This window comes from Vagococcus bubulae (genome assembly GCF_003950315.1).
In the GTDB taxonomy this organism is placed as follows: Bacteria; Bacillota; Bacilli; order Lactobacillales; family Vagococcaceae; genus Vagococcus; species Vagococcus bubulae.
The window spans coordinates 1-13,966 of record NZ_NGJT01000019.1 but is presented as its reverse complement, the minus strand read 5'-3'; the positions used below and the strand labels follow the sequence as shown (position 1 = coordinate 13,966).

Below are 13,966 nucleotides of genomic sequence, written 5' to 3'. Positions count from 1 at the left end.
GGGGAGATGTCTAATTGAAAGAGCTAAATTCTCAAACGATTCAACAAACAAGTCGTTTTTTTAAAACAATCGGAGACCCAACTCGGCTGAAAATTCTTGTGGCCTTGTCCGAGAAAGAAATGAATGTCAGCAGTATCACTGAATTTTTGAATATGGAACAATCTGCTGTTTCTCATCAACTAAAGTTATTGCGAGAGAATCATTTAGTAAAATCTCGTAAAGAGGGAAAGAGTGTGGTGTATTGTTTGGACGATAAACATGTGAAAAGTATTTTATCGCAAACATTTGATCATATGAGTCATATTAATCATGATTAACATGATAAGCCTTAGAGTATGAATGACTTTAAGGCTTGTTTTTTTGAATGTCATGTGATGTTATATTTTTCAATCTAATATAGTGATTAAATTCTAGTTGTTGGATAATTGAAAAGAGTAGTAAGTTATGTTATACTAATTTAGTTAATAAATAAGGGGGCGTTACGGATTCGACAGGCATAGTTTGAGCTTGAATTGCGCTTCGTAGGTTACGTCTACGTTAAAACGTTACAGTTAAATATAACTGCTAAAAACGAAAACAATACTTTTGCCTTAGCTGCCTAAAAACAGCGGGTAAAGATCCTCTTGGCATCGCCCATGTGCTCAAGTAAGGGTCTCAAATTGAGTGGGATACGCTAAATTTTTCCGTCTGTAAAATTTAGAAGAGATCATCAGACTAGCGAAAGTTACGGCCAGTTGCTCGGCAGAGACTTGAGCGAAATTTAAATAGAGTAACTATGAGCGTAGATGTTTAGGTGGCAATGTGTTTGGACGCGGGTTCGACTCCCGCCGCCTCCATTCCAATTATAATATAAGACTGTTTAAACCTTGATGTATCAATGATATGTCAGAGTTTAGCAGTCTTATTTTTTGTTTTGAATACGGTTTTGAATACGGTTTGGTTAAATTCCAACATAATCAGCAAAAATATCGGCTGTTTGTTCTTTCTTTTTTTGAGAAACATGAGCGTATATATTCATCGTAGTTTGAATGTCTGTATGACCTAATCTATCTTGAACTTCTTTAATGCTTGCTCCTGCTTCAAATAATAAAGAACAATGAGTATGTCTAAAACCGTGTGTCGTAATTCTTCTCATACCATATTTATTTTCTAATCTCACTTGAAATTTTCTAGTGATGGTAGGTTGTAACAAGTCATTAGCAGTGTTACTAAATACTAATTGAGATTTGTTTAATGTGTTGTAACCTCGTATGAAGTACTCTTTCTTTTGAGTGACACGCCATTTTTTTAAGATGTCTAGTGTTTTATCATCAACACTAATAACACGCTTAGAATGAGCCGTTTTAGGTGTTTGAATAATAAGGTTGTTGTTAATACCTCTAGTAAGAGTTTTATTAATAATGATTTGTTTATCTTCAAAATTAATATCATTCCAAGTTAATGCTAGAGCTTCGCCTTTACGGCAACCAACAAAAGCTAATACTCTAAATAGAGCATAAATTTTTGGATCATTTTCTTTTTCAAGATAGTTAAAGAATTGAGTCAATTCATCTTTTGTATAGAAATTATTAACTTCTTCCTCAACTTCATTTTTTATAACAGGCATTGTAATTAATTTCATTGGATTATTGGAAATTAAACCTAATCTGATACTGTAATCAAATACCATGCCAGCATAATTTACTGTCATTTTAAATCTTTTTAACTTCTTTGCCCATAAATTAACGGCTTTTTGACAATGACTTACTTCAATCTTGTTGATTCTCATGTTACCGAAAAAAGGTAATATGTGATGTTTGAATAGTGTGATTGTCTTTTTAAATGTACTTTCTTTTACAGTATTTTTATACTGTTCAATCCAATCGTTATAAACTTGATTAAAGGTAAGCTGTTCATTTTTCTTTAATCCGTTCTTTTCAAACTCCAATACTAACTCATTTAGCTTTAATTGTGCTTCTTTCTTCGATTTAAAGCCTCTCCTGGTCGTTCTAACCTCTTTGCCAGTTACTTCATCAACTCCCAAATATGCTTGTAATAACCAAGCCTTAGAGCCATCTTTTTTTGTGTATTGTTTAAATATAGCCATGTTCCATTCTCCTATCTAACCACGGGCGAGTAGGTAGGTTGGAGGTTAAATTATTTATTCATGTTGTAAAAATCGTCAATATTTTTAATTAACTGTTCTCTTAGTTCCAAATAGTTTTTATAAGAATTTTTTTCATTATCATTCTTATATCTTAGGCTATATATACCACGTAAGCCATCAAATAAATAAGTTAATGTAGTAATAAGATTGTCTATTTTTTTTGAATCTTCAGAACTGTATAACGCTAAGTAACTAATTGTATTTGTTAATGAATCTAACACGTTTTGTTTGGTATCTTCATCTTGATTTTTTTCTAATTCAACTAGTAAATACTTTATATTACTTACAATAGCGTTAACTTGTTGAGATTGATACTGTGATAGTTGTTTAAATTGCTCCTTATATAAATTCATTTCATATTCATTTTTAAAATCACTTAATCCAATAAGATAGTCAACTGATACGTTACCTATCTCTGCTATTTTTTTTAAATTTTCTCTATTTGGTTTATTTCTATTCTTTTCCCAATTATTCACAGTTCCTTTACTTGTTTGGAAAAATTTACCAAAATCTTCCATAGTATAGCCTTTTTCTAACCGGATTGATTTAATACGATCTCCTAAAGATTTTTTCATTCTATACACCTCTCTAATTGTAATAATACAGAATTTTTTATAAAAAGTAAACAAAAGTATTGACATAGTAAAGAACAAGGGATAATATTAGAGTATGCAAAAGTAAAGAGAGTGGAGCTGATGTGATTGAAAAATAAATTAAATAAAGTTGCAGGCTATAGAGTTATGATAGGACTGAATCAAACTGAAATGGGAGAAATACTAGGTATATCTAAACAAGGTTATAGCAATAAGGAAAGAGGAGTGAATAAATTTAATGATTCTGAAAAAAAGAAATTTAAAGAATATATTAGTAATTTTCTTCCGAATATTAGCATTGACGATATTTTTTTTAGTTAAAGGTATGCAAAAGTATTTTAAGGTGGTGGAGATTTTATGTATGAACAATTAAAGGTAACTTTAGCTAATGAGGAATCATTTAGAAATTATCTATATTCATTATTTATAGAAGAACTAGAAAAAGCTAAAGAGGACGCAGGAACAAATAAAAAAATTATGAATACAATTGAAATGAGTTCGTATTTAGGCATTAGTCCTACAACACTTAGGCAGTATGAAAAATTAGGACTTCCTTTTAGTTCGATAGGTAAGAGAAAATTTTATGATGTTGATGAATGTCGCAGATGGATCACGCAACAACAAATTGATTAAGGAATACCACTTGGGCGAGTAGGTAAGACAAAATTAACAGATTGAATTTTAAGGAGGTGAGTATATGTATCGAGTAAGAAGATTATGGCTACTATTAGGGATATATCTATTAGGAGCGTTTACTTATTCAATTAGTATAGAACTAATATTAATTATTATTACACCAATCATTCTATTTGTATTAATGCTTTGGGATGAAAAAAGTTATCAACGAATTATAAAAACTAAAAGAGGAAAATGATATGAGTAAAATACTTAATTTTGAAATTGAGGAAAATCCAACAGTGGAAGATTTACAAGGAAGAATTAATATAGAAAGAGAAGAACTTCAAAAGCGAGCAAATAACAATGCGGATATTCTAAGAGTATTATTTGATTGCCAAAATTCAAGAGTTCTTAACCATAAAGATGTTGAAATGATTCTACCTATCGAAAAGTTAGAAATGGTCATTAATGACTTGAATGAATTAAAGCAGTGGATTGAAAGATATGACACGATTGAAAGTTTTTTATATGAATAAAAATAAGTTGCTAAGAATTGGCGTTCTTAACAACTTGGGATAAATAGAATTTGAACAGACTATTTATCCCTATTATAAAGCATTTTTACTTTACATTCAATGAAAAAGGGAGATTTACTTATGGAGAAAAAGCATTTAACAATCAAGGGTAATAAGATAACGTGGGAAAGTCTGTTTAAAGAAGCAGATGAAATTATTGGTGTAAGAGACTTAGTTAATTCAAATCGTGATTTGATTTCTATGATAAATAATTTGTTCGCTAGTAGTGATGATTTCAATTTCAAGTATTTCATTCAAAGTGGAGGACTTGAACGATTAGATTTATCCCTCGAGTATATAGCCAAGAGATTAGAAGCTATTTCTAATAACATCTGTCCAGATGAACAATTGGAGAGTGATGAATAATGGAAACGACTAAAGTTGATTTAAATAAAATAGTTGTCATTTTACATGCTATTGATTTATCAGCCAAAAAGCCAGCAGAAGATTTAGGAAACATGCAAGCGAAAGATTATGGCGGTGAAGTTTTTGAGTAATAAATTTAAAAATAATCCTAACAATAAAAGGTATTACTGGCTTCAATTAAAAACAGATTTCTTTGATCAAAAAGAAATTAAGCTATTAAGAAAGATTGCAGGAGGAGATACCTACACAATCATTTATTTAAAAATGTTATTAGCTAGTTTGAAAGATGAGGGACGATTATATTTTGAATCCATAGGCGATGATTTTGCCGAAGAAATTGCGTTACTTATTGATGAAGAAACGGAAAACGTTTCTATTACATTGAAGTTTTTACAGGCTAAAGGATTAATTGAAATAGAAGAACAAGATGAATATTTTTTAAATAGAGTACCTGAAATGATTGGTTCAGAAGCATACAGTACAGAACGTTCTAGGCGACATAGGGCAAAAAAGAAACAAGAACAAGTGTTTCAAAGCAACATTAAAGCGTTGCAATGCAACACAGTTGAAACGAACTGCAACGACAAGCAACTAAGAGATAGAGAAGATATAGATATAGAGTTAGATAATACTATAGATCAATCATCTTCTAAAGAAGCTGATAAAGTGAGTTTGAAAAATCGGTTTGAATCTCTTTGGGAACAATATCCAAAGAAGCAAGGGAAAACAAAAGCATTTGAATCATACAAGAAAGCTATTAAAGACGGTGTGACAGATGAACAAATCATCAAAGGTATAAATGACTATAAAAAACAAATCGAGCTACAACAAACTGATACACAGTATATCAAGCAAGGTAGCACATTCTTTAATCAACGTAATTACTTAGATGAATTTGTGACAGGTAAGAATCATAAACAAGTACCTGCGAAAAGAGTAGAAAAAGAATGGCAAGATCATTATGAACGAGCGGGCAAACTTGACGTATCAGAAGATATTGAGATTTTTATGGATGATTTACCTTATTAGGAGGGATTAAATGGCTTTAAAAATGGGTTGTATCGAAGTACCACCAAGTATTATTGAAAAAACTGGTTATATTGAGTTAGATGAACATTGTGATAAACCAGGACATGAAAAGTTCTCGATGATGTTGCTAAATAATGAAGTGATTTGTCCTAAATGTTGGGTAGAAAATAAAGATAAGCAAATACAAGTAGAACAAATGGAAAAACACTTGTTAAACTCAACAAAAGATAAAAAGGATTATTTGAAACGGTTTAGTATCGTTCACAATAAATCAATCTTAGATAAGGGATTGAAAGACTATATTAATAAAACAAATGCAGAAAGTGAGATAAAAAAACAAGCATCAGAAGTCACCAGAAAAATAATTGAAAATCAACGTAATGTGTTCTTATTTGGGCCTGCTGGTACAGGTAAGTCACACGTCGCTATGGGGATATTAATGAATATCAATGCAATTAGTAATGACCGGCGATGTTTGTTTGTATCAGTACCGAAGTTATATGAATTGATACGCAAATCATATAATAGCCAATATGTTGATACGCTGACCGAAGATGATTATCTTACACGCCTAAATAAAGCGGATGTTTTGGTACTCGATGATATTGGGGCAGAGCTTAGTATGAATACGAATAAACAAGCGTCTGATTTTGTCACACGTATCTTGTACAGCATTTTAAATGCTAGAGAGGGTAAATCTACCATCGTTACGAGTAATCACTCTATCGAGCAATTAGGCTTCATTTTAGATGAACGAATTATCTCACGAATAAAAACAGATGTTGTCTATATTGATTTTGGAAAAGTATCAGATAAACGAGAAATTGTCAGTACGTTAAAAAGTTAAAGGAGAGAAAAACGCATGTTTGATGATTGGTCATTAGTGAAAAAGTATTTTAGATTGTCTGAAGAAATAAATAGGCTGATGATTTATAAAAATCAAGTCGAGCGTGCGTTTTATCTTCAAAACATGGCAACTCGAACAGAGTTTAGTGAGATGGGGGTTTATACACGAGCGTTTAAAGTTGAAAAAGAAGTCTTAGAACACATCAAGGCGTTAGAGCTGATTGATGAACGTATTAAGCGTTACGAGATACGTCAGAGGTATTTCATCAAATACTTAAACAACTTATCCCATGATGAGTATAAGAGCTTGTATCAACGATTTATTGAGAATAAGCCAATAAAATTAAGTCCGCAACTAGAATATGAGTTGACGGATGAAATAGACGAGATAGAACGGGCCATTTGTTTACGTGCCGGGATAGAGATACCCGATAAACTACCACAAATTGAATTGACACACGATTTCGATGATAACTTAGATACGTTAAGCGAATTATTTGCGATATAGGAGGGATAAAGTGGGGAGAGATTACAAAGAAATACGCGTACAGTATTATTTGAGACGTTGGCGGTGCTTAGAAGAAAATCGAGATAAGTTATTACCTTATGAAATAGAACGAGCTAAACTATTGTTTAATAGCTTACCGAAGCTATCTAAAGATGAATTAAAGATACTGAAAGAAAAATACTATGATAGTGAGAATGTGAGTAGTTATGATTCTGACAGGGGGATCTATAATAGTCGAATTCCAATTAATGACCAGGTTCGTGCGGATCAATTAAATCTTGATATAGCCGATTATCGAAAACAACGGCAGATGGCAGAGTTTGAACTGGAAAAACATATGTTAGAAGTCGGTAAGCAGATAATGGAACGAGAGAAAACCATTTATTTAAAAATCAATCATTCCTTATATATCAAGTCTGTTGATATACAGGCAGTTGCTTATTCAGATTATTATGTCACGGTTAGTGATATTGTGTTAACGCATGGAGTAATGTGTGACGATAAGCAAGTGTTTGACATGACGAATGAGGTCATAAAAAAAGGCGTAGAAAAATTAGAGGGATATGGCTTTATACGTGAAGCGGTAGATAGTGATTTAAATTATTTATAAAAGATAGAATAGGAGTAGATATTATGAAAAATACATTAACGTTTGAAAATGCAAAAGGACAAAAACAAGTGATTGAAGTATATGATTTTTGTGAGTTATCTCTTAGAGTTCAAAATGGTGAATTGGTTCATATTGACCGAACTGAGAGTATCAAACCGAATAAAAATGTAGTGAAAAACGTATAAGAATGTACTTGAAACGCTATATTTATGGTATAATAAGGGTATAAATATATAAAGTCTGACTGGAAAAACCAGAGGGCAAATTGATGATTCTATTTGAATTGTTGATTTGTCCTCTTTTTATATTTTAAAGAAATGATAGGTGTTTGTGTCAACAAATCATTTAGTCGAAAATAGTCGAAATGTGTATATCAAAATGGAGGTGAAACAATGGCAGACATATTAAATCAAAGGCAAGAGAAATTTTTAAGAGCATTATTTGAAACAGATACGATTGAAAAGGCATGTGACGTGGCAGGAATTAATAAGAATACAGGGTTTAAGTATTTAAAGGATGAAACATTTATAAATGAATATCGAGTTATTAGGCGTGAATTAATGCAACAAGTCACAGGGCGGTTACAGAAAGCATCAGATGAAGCAGTACAAGTGTTAGAAGAAGTCATGAAAGATAGACAAAACTCAACGCCTAGTGTTAGGGTACAGTCGGCAAAAACGATTTTAGATGTTGCTTATCGTTCCCTTGAAATTGATGATATACAGGAACGAATAGAAAAATTAGAAAGTGTGACAACTAAAGATGAAATCTAGTATGAATAGCAGGCTTAAAAATCTTGAAAAAACAATCTATCCAATGATAGAAGATCCCGATTTGATTGACCATTTAAGTGTGAAACTAGCCGTTAGCACAAGTGATTATGAACTATTACGTCAATGTGTTGGACGATATGGAGAAGAATATAAAGAGAATGCTGAAAAGAAAATTGAAGAATCAGTTGAGTATTATAAATCACTGTTAAATGGTGTTGGCTACATTAAAGAAGTTCAAGATATTGGAAAGAGTTGCGGTAAATTTTATCAGATTACGGATAGTGATTGTTTTAAGGTATTACAAGTGATTGAACCAAATCAATGGCAATTTATTAAAAACAGAATAATTAGAAAGCAGGAGCAAGAATGAATCGAGCAAAAAGTTTAAGTGAGTTAAAAGAAAAGTTTAAAGTAGATGTGTTTGGTGTATTTGACGGAATGGATAAAGAGTATAAAGCGTTAATTAATTCTTACAATCAAGCTAAGTTTGTACAAGCGGGTACTTATACAAGCGAGTATTTAGATCAGTTAAGAAGTGAAACAATGACAAAGATTAAAGAATTGATGTCTAATCGTTATACAGTAGCATTACATAAGCTTGAAAGCATAGAAAATGATTATACACCGACAGTAGAACCAAATCTAGAGCCGAGTACAACAGAAGAAAAGATACTACTTCAGCTAGAACGAAACAACAACTTATTACAGGTAAAAGCAAGAATCAATAGTACAGAAGATAAGCGAACAGCGTATAAAGAAATATATCAAGAGTTTAAAGATGATGAATTTATTTTACAGTATTTAGATAACTTATCTTATGAGTTAAAGGATTATGATCGTAACCTATTGAAACATGAATTAGATGAAGAAACTAAAAACCCATTTATCGTTGAAATTAATAAAATTAAGCAGTCTTTAAAATTATTATTATCTCCATCAACTACGATGTATCCGTCTTACTTGGAAACAGGCATTGATAAAGAAGATGGATCAATTATGACGTTTAGAACCATTTCAAGAGATTTAGATTTAAAAGATAGCCATAAAGAGGGCTGGAAAACAAAGTGGAATACACCACATAGAAATTAGTCGGGGGATAGTATGGGAATTTATAAACAAGAAATAGATAAACTAAAACAAGTGAAACAGTTACGAGCAAAAGAGCAAGCTGAAATTGAAGAATATGAGGCCTTTAAACAGATGTCTTTTTCTGAATCTGAAAATCTAAGGAAAACTAATTTTAATAAATGGTTTAAATTTAGTACAAGAGAACAAACTGATTTAGATTGAATTAGTTTGTTGTTCTGTAAAACTAAAAAAATATTGAGGTATATGACGGTGACTAATGAAGAATATAATTTAAAAGTATATTGGGATATGTTCAGACATACTTATGGTTTGGATAAATTATCTCGATACCAAGAGGATTTATTTTGGGATGAAGCCAGAAAACAAAGGGAATGGTGTTGGTATAGTGATAGTCCGGAATATGCCATTACGGAAGCATTTCTTTTTGATAAGCCAGCTATGTTGGAAAAATGGTGGAAAAATCTAAGTTTTGAGGATAAACAAAAATATCTTATATATACCTGGTTAGCTAAAGGATCGGCTATACTTCTTGGTTATAATTGGTGGGTAGACAAGTTTAAACAAGTTGGCTATTTGACTAACACAGAGATTAAATATGAAGAAATAGGGCCGATTACTTTATATCGAGGTAGTTTGCCTAACTTAAAAGTTGGTATGTCTTGGACGCCTAAAGTAGAATTTGCGAATTTATTTAAAAATCAATATCAAGAAAGTAAGATTTATATGATCAAAGCAGAACCTAGCGACATTTTAGGTATTATGGAAGGTGGAGCACAAGAAATAGATGGTGAAATTCATCGAGGTATAGAGTATGTTTTAGACACACATAAACTAGATGGTAGAATTGAGGAATTGGTTAACCCACTTTAATTAGTGGGTTATTTTTTTACAAAAAGAACAGTAACAACAGAGGAAATTATCTAAGAATCAGATGCTTATCTGATGGTAAAATGGGTTTAAAATCCGTTATTATAAACATAAATGTATATAACAATATTAAAGAACCTGTATCTTTTAATTATAGTCACTTAGCTTATGTTTCTAAAGATAGTAGATCGTTCTTTATCTCTTTAGGGGATATATTATAGTAATAGAATTGTAAACATGCACTATATAAAAGTGTCTGTTTTTGGTATTATAAAATAACAAAAAGGAGTTGTTTGGAATGAATAAAAAAATATTATTAAGTTTGTTGTTACCCCTATCATTATTATTGACAAGTTGTTCGAATAACAATGAAGTAACTACTAAAGAAACAGTCAATACAAGTATTAAAAATGAAAAAATACCAACTAAAACTAATTTTGATGGTTATGCATTTAAAGATAGTCTTTTAGAAACACCGGACTTTGATTTAAAGATAGACAAAACGCAGACTGGTGAAGCTTATAATAGCGAAGGCATTATAGTTTGGTTCACTCTAACTAACAAATCAGATAGAAATATAGTACCTAAAGAAGCTTTTTCGAATATGTTAGAAATCACGCAACAAGATGATACTTCTGTTTATAATATCCCGACAGACTATAATTATTTAAATGCTGCTGAAATGTTATATCCTACAAACGATAAAAGTATAGAAGATCCCGAATATGTAACAAACAACGAATTACAAGAAAAATATAATAATGAATATGATAAAAAATTTTTTGCTGAACTTCTTCCAGGAAAAGAAATTAAAACAGCCGTAGCCCTAACTTTAGAAACTCCTGGTTATCCAATATTTATAAACATAGCTGAACCATACGCTACACTATTAAATACTTCACCATTAAAAATAGAAACTACTTAAACCATTCGTTTTGAGTGTTTTTTTCTATGTCTATGAGTTTATTATTAATTTATATCTCCATAATCTATTGAGCTTAACTCCATTTTAACTGGTGTTGTAATTATGAAGCTAATTTAGAGAATAATCAATTAGGATTAGGTAAGGTATTATCTATCACTCATAGAATTTAATTTAAACGTCTTAGAAGTCGTTTGTGTACAGTCGTTATCACTCAAAGTGATAGCGAAAAAGCTGAGGTGCTTATTATTCACATCAGGTCAAAGGGTGTGAACAATATTCCTATCCTTTTGTGTATACCTGTTGCAACTATTATTCGTATCAGGTATCTTTTTAACATGCTAATCATTTTACAGGGAACGTCAGTTCTGATATAATAAACGTATAGTCCTTTGAGATTATATTAGCTGAGATGTAAGATACTATTGTTATCTTATGTCTTTTTTGTTTTATATAGAAGGTAAGCTAATATAATTATTTGGAGGAAAAAAATGACTACAAAAAAGTTTAAATGTGAATATTATACAATTACTCATCAAGTTGATAATACGGATGTAGGGTATAATTTATTAAATTGGATTGATCAAATGTTAGAATTAGAATTAGAACAAAGAATTAGACCATACAAAGGAGATAACATAAGGTTGGAGGAAGCTTTTTATAATGGAACTTATGAAATGTGGTTTTTAAGATTTATGAGATTAAGAACCAATGACATTCCTTCATTTTCTGGTATGGCTACTCCAAGTGAGTTTATGGATTTGAATGATGATCAGTATGTTAGTGAAGATGTTAGCTGTTTATATGATCCAACCTATGATGTACTTATGATTCAAAAAAATATGCATAGTATAACACCAGTTGGTATTAAGTATTATCTTAACTCCACTATAGAGGATGAGTTAATAGATCTAAAAAGAATTGTTTCTTTTGATAGTTTTGATAGGGTTGGAAGGGCTGAACGTTGTAGGACAGTTAATGTTAGAATTGCAGACGTTGAAGGTGTTTTAGAGGAAGGGAATTTAGGGAGATTTAGAAGTACTATAGGTAGGGTTTTACAAGGAATGGAACAAGCACCGTCTCCTTACTTAGAATTAACATTATCTGTAGGGAAGAGCAGAGATGCTAACATTGAAGAAGATGAATTTAACTTGTTAGTTCAAGATATTAGAGATAATCCTACTGTTTTTGATAAAGCTAAGATGAGGATTATAGAAGCTAATGAAACAAAGTCAGAAATGATTAATTTGATATCTGATTCTCCACAGGATGAAATCTCATTTGAAATAGAAGGGAGAAATCCAATAAATTTTTTAGCAATGATGGATAAATTAGGAACTAAATATTGTCCTGGAGCTGAAAGGGAAAATAGAAGGATGCACATTATTCAATGCTTAATTAGATGATAAGGATGTTAATATGAAAAAAAATAAAAAGAAAGATATTAATTTAGACTGGTTGATAACTAGCTTGCCATTTATTTTTGGAATTATAATGCTTGGGATGAACTGGAGGTTTAAATTTATTAGTCAAAAACTACCAGGGATAGACTCGATTTTAGATTCTATAATAAATTATACATCAATAATAATTGGTGTTTTGATAGCCTTGTTTGGAATAATAGTCACTATTACAGAATCTGATGTGATGAAAAAATTAAAAGGTGTAAATGGAGATAAAATCGTATTCAAATATAGTCTGGAAACATTATTAAGTAACTTTATCGTTTTAATTTTGTCTATAGTACTTCAATCCTTAACTAAATTTGAACCCACTTTAAAGATGACTGATACAATATTAATTATCTGGTTTTTTTGTTTAATCTATGCTACTGTTTCATCAATAAAAACAATCTTCTATCTATTGTTAATATCATTTTATCAAGATGATAAATCAAAAAAACCGCCTTCAACTTCTAAGATAACAAAAGAAAAAGAGTTGGAAATTCAGCGGAAATATACTTTTAATGAATCAGATTGATTATGCATACTTGTAGTGTTTGTTTAATTAAATTAACTCGCCCGTGGTAATGAATATTTTTTGAATACGTAATTGAATACGGTTTGTATTTTTATAGTGTTTAATAATGATATTAAAATGCGTAATGTTTTCTACATACTATAGTAGGAAACTATCAATAACAAATAGAGATTTAAGGACATCTGCTCCCGCCGCCTCCATTCCTTTAAAACGATAAGACTGTTTAAATCTTGATGTATCAATGATATGTCAGAGTTTAGCAGTCTTATTTTTTGTTTTGAATGTCATTTTCTTAGTAGGTAATATGAGTGGAGTAATTAAAAAAATGGAGAATTTTTAAACTGTGGTATAATAGAAGCTAGAAGGGATTGATTTAATATGTCTAAGACTCTAGTTTCTATAGGTTCAATTATTGAATACCCAACAGTGCATCAGGAAAAAGTAGTAGGTCGAGTTGAACAGATTTTAAAAAATACGATTATTATCAGAGATAAATTTAAGAATACCCATTTAGTATTGATTAAAACCGTTGAAAAATCTGGGGTTAGTGTAGATGAGGAAACATACATTTATAAAAATCGATACAGTAAAAATTAATTACGATATGCCACTCATCTGAGTGGTTTTTTATTTTTCTAAAGTAACGTGGACGGTAGGATTCGAACCTACACCTCGATGAATAGAGAACAAACATCTGCTTAGCCTCTTAGAGTTAAACACCACGTTCGCCCACAAAAGGATGAGAATAGAGGCAAATTAGCCTCTATTACTCAATAGTTTGGTGATGATTTCTTTGATTCTTTGTACATTAAGAAAATAAATTTACAAAATATAATAGTTTCAAATGCAACCATCACCTTCTTTCTTAATTGATATGTTTATCATAAGGTAGCAAACTTAAAACAATCATAAAAATATGGCTGTATAATTTTTGATGTGGATGAAGAAATTCATCTGCATCTATTTTTTTACATAAAAAAAGAAACATACGAATTTTCCAGGTAAAATTAAAGTGACCAAACCAAATTTTAGAAAGGAAGATTC

23 protein-coding genes and 1 other RNA gene are annotated in these 13,966 nt (G+C 30.8%); 22 read left to right on the top strand and 2 right to left on the bottom strand.

Translation table 11 applies throughout. The features are described from left to right. Window positions 1–14 precede the first annotated feature (14 nt). Window positions 15–317, top strand: a complete 303-nt coding sequence (locus CBF36_RS09375) for an ArsR/SmtB family transcription factor (RefSeq protein ID WP_125958199.1) — start codon at window positions 15–17, stop codon at window positions 315–317. A 155-nt stretch (window positions 318–472) separates the two neighbouring features. Beyond that, window positions 473–839, top strand: a transfer-messenger RNA (tmRNA) gene (gene ssrA, locus CBF36_RS09370). Between the two features lie 101 nt (window positions 840–940). Here ssrA and CBF36_RS09365 read toward each other — a convergent pair. Both CBF36_RS09365 and CBF36_RS09360 read right to left on the bottom strand, forming a co-directional pair. Beyond that, the gene (locus CBF36_RS09365) at window positions 941–2,086 is read right to left on the bottom strand and encodes a site-specific integrase (RefSeq protein WP_125958198.1); all 1,146 of its coding nucleotides are present in this window, start codon (window positions 2,084–2,086) and stop codon (window positions 941–943) included. A 50-nt stretch (window positions 2,087–2,136) separates the two neighbouring features. Beyond that, complete coding sequence (locus CBF36_RS09360; protein ID WP_125958197.1) at window positions 2,137–2,721, bottom strand: helix-turn-helix domain-containing protein; 585 nt, start codon at window positions 2,719–2,721, stop codon at window positions 2,137–2,139. A 126-nt stretch (window positions 2,722–2,847) separates the two neighbouring features. Here CBF36_RS09360 and CBF36_RS09355 point away from each other — a divergent pair, with 126 nt between their 5' ends. The 20 genes from CBF36_RS09355 (at window position 2,848) to CBF36_RS09275 (ending at window position 13,519) form a co-directional block, all read left to right on the top strand. Then, window positions 2,848–3,060, top strand: a complete 213-nt coding sequence (locus tag CBF36_RS09355) for a helix-turn-helix transcriptional regulator (protein ID WP_243638010.1) — start codon at window positions 2,848–2,850, stop codon at window positions 3,058–3,060. Window positions 3,061–3,096: 36 nt separating this feature from the next. Beyond that, the gene (locus CBF36_RS09350) at window positions 3,097–3,372 is read left to right on the top strand and encodes a MerR family transcriptional regulator (RefSeq protein ID WP_125958196.1); all 276 of its coding nucleotides are present in this window, start codon (window positions 3,097–3,099) and stop codon (window positions 3,370–3,372) included. A 64-nt stretch (window positions 3,373–3,436) separates the two neighbouring features. Beyond that, window positions 3,437–3,613, top strand: a complete 177-nt coding sequence (locus CBF36_RS12305; protein ID WP_165865449.1) for a hypothetical protein — start codon at window positions 3,437–3,439, stop codon at window positions 3,611–3,613. Window position 3,614: 1 nt separating this feature from the next. Further along, window positions 3,615–3,893 carry a hypothetical protein gene (locus tag CBF36_RS09345; protein WP_125958195.1) on the top strand — a complete coding sequence of 93 codons (279 nt, stop codon included), beginning with the start codon at window positions 3,615–3,617 and terminating at the stop codon, window positions 3,891–3,893. A gap of 120 nt (window positions 3,894–4,013) precedes the next feature. Next, window positions 4,014–4,298: a hypothetical protein gene (locus CBF36_RS09340; protein WP_125958194.1), complete on the top strand. Its 285-nt coding sequence runs from the start codon at window positions 4,014–4,016 to the stop codon at window positions 4,296–4,298. Further along, window positions 4,298–4,429, top strand: a complete 132-nt coding sequence (locus CBF36_RS12540) for a hypothetical protein (protein WP_276330748.1) — start codon at window positions 4,298–4,300, stop codon at window positions 4,427–4,429. The genes CBF36_RS09340 and CBF36_RS12540 overlap by 1 nt, the downstream gene beginning before the upstream one ends. Then, window positions 4,422–5,327, top strand: a complete 906-nt coding sequence (locus CBF36_RS09335) for a phage replisome organizer N-terminal domain-containing protein (RefSeq protein ID WP_243638009.1) — start codon at window positions 4,422–4,424, stop codon at window positions 5,325–5,327. Before CBF36_RS12540 ends, CBF36_RS09335 begins: the two co-directional genes overlap by 8 nt. Before the next feature lie 10 nt (window positions 5,328–5,337). Further along, window positions 5,338–6,174: an ATP-binding protein gene (locus CBF36_RS09330; protein ID WP_125958192.1), complete on the top strand. Its 837-nt coding sequence runs from the start codon at window positions 5,338–5,340 to the stop codon at window positions 6,172–6,174. A 15-nt stretch (window positions 6,175–6,189) separates the two neighbouring features. Next, a complete protein-coding gene (locus CBF36_RS09325) occupies window positions 6,190–6,681 on the top strand; it encodes a hypothetical protein (RefSeq protein WP_125958191.1) in 492 nt (163 codons plus the stop codon). A 10-nt stretch (window positions 6,682–6,691) separates the two neighbouring features. After that, on the top strand, window positions 6,692–7,291 hold the full coding sequence (locus tag CBF36_RS09320) for a hypothetical protein (RefSeq protein ID WP_125958190.1): 600 nt from the start codon (window positions 6,692–6,694) through the stop codon (window positions 7,289–7,291). Window positions 7,292–7,314: 23 nt separating this feature from the next. Beyond that, complete coding sequence (locus CBF36_RS12300; protein WP_165865448.1) at window positions 7,315–7,476, top strand: hypothetical protein; 162 nt, start codon at window positions 7,315–7,317, stop codon at window positions 7,474–7,476. Between the two features lie 207 nt (window positions 7,477–7,683). Then, on the top strand, window positions 7,684–8,064 hold the full coding sequence (locus tag CBF36_RS09315) for a phage replication protein (protein ID WP_125958189.1): 381 nt from the start codon (window positions 7,684–7,686) through the stop codon (window positions 8,062–8,064). 1 nt (window position 8,065) lies between these two features. Next, window positions 8,066–8,434, top strand: a complete 369-nt coding sequence (locus CBF36_RS09310) for a MotA/TolQ/ExbB proton channel family protein (protein ID WP_125958188.1) — start codon at window positions 8,066–8,068, stop codon at window positions 8,432–8,434. Next, the gene (locus tag CBF36_RS09305; RefSeq protein WP_125958187.1) at window positions 8,431–9,153 is read left to right on the top strand and encodes a hypothetical protein; all 723 of its coding nucleotides are present in this window, start codon (window positions 8,431–8,433) and stop codon (window positions 9,151–9,153) included. The genes CBF36_RS09310 and CBF36_RS09305 overlap by 4 nt, the downstream gene beginning before the upstream one ends. A gap of 12 nt (window positions 9,154–9,165) precedes the next feature. Next, window positions 9,166–9,354: a hypothetical protein gene (locus tag CBF36_RS09300; RefSeq protein WP_125958186.1), complete on the top strand. Its 189-nt coding sequence runs from the start codon at window positions 9,166–9,168 to the stop codon at window positions 9,352–9,354. 48 nt (window positions 9,355–9,402) lie between these two features. Further along, complete coding sequence (locus tag CBF36_RS09295) at window positions 9,403–10,023, top strand: hypothetical protein (protein ID WP_125958185.1); 621 nt, start codon at window positions 9,403–9,405, stop codon at window positions 10,021–10,023. A 295-nt stretch (window positions 10,024–10,318) separates the two neighbouring features. Beyond that, on the top strand, window positions 10,319–10,945 hold the full coding sequence (locus CBF36_RS09290; protein ID WP_125958184.1) for a DUF5067 domain-containing protein: 627 nt from the start codon (window positions 10,319–10,321) through the stop codon (window positions 10,943–10,945). Between the two features lie 488 nt (window positions 10,946–11,433). Beyond that, window positions 11,434–12,348: a DUF6731 family protein gene (locus CBF36_RS09285; protein WP_125958183.1), complete on the top strand. Its 915-nt coding sequence runs from the start codon at window positions 11,434–11,436 to the stop codon at window positions 12,346–12,348. A gap of 13 nt (window positions 12,349–12,361) precedes the next feature. Continuing rightward, entirely contained in the window at window positions 12,362–12,922 is a 561-nt protein-coding gene (locus tag CBF36_RS09280; RefSeq protein WP_125958182.1) for a hypothetical protein, read from the top strand. A 378-nt stretch (window positions 12,923–13,300) separates the two neighbouring features. After that, on the top strand, window positions 13,301–13,519 hold the full coding sequence (locus CBF36_RS09275; protein WP_125958181.1) for a hypothetical protein: 219 nt from the start codon (window positions 13,301–13,303) through the stop codon (window positions 13,517–13,519). Window positions 13,520–13,966 lie beyond the last annotated feature (447 nt).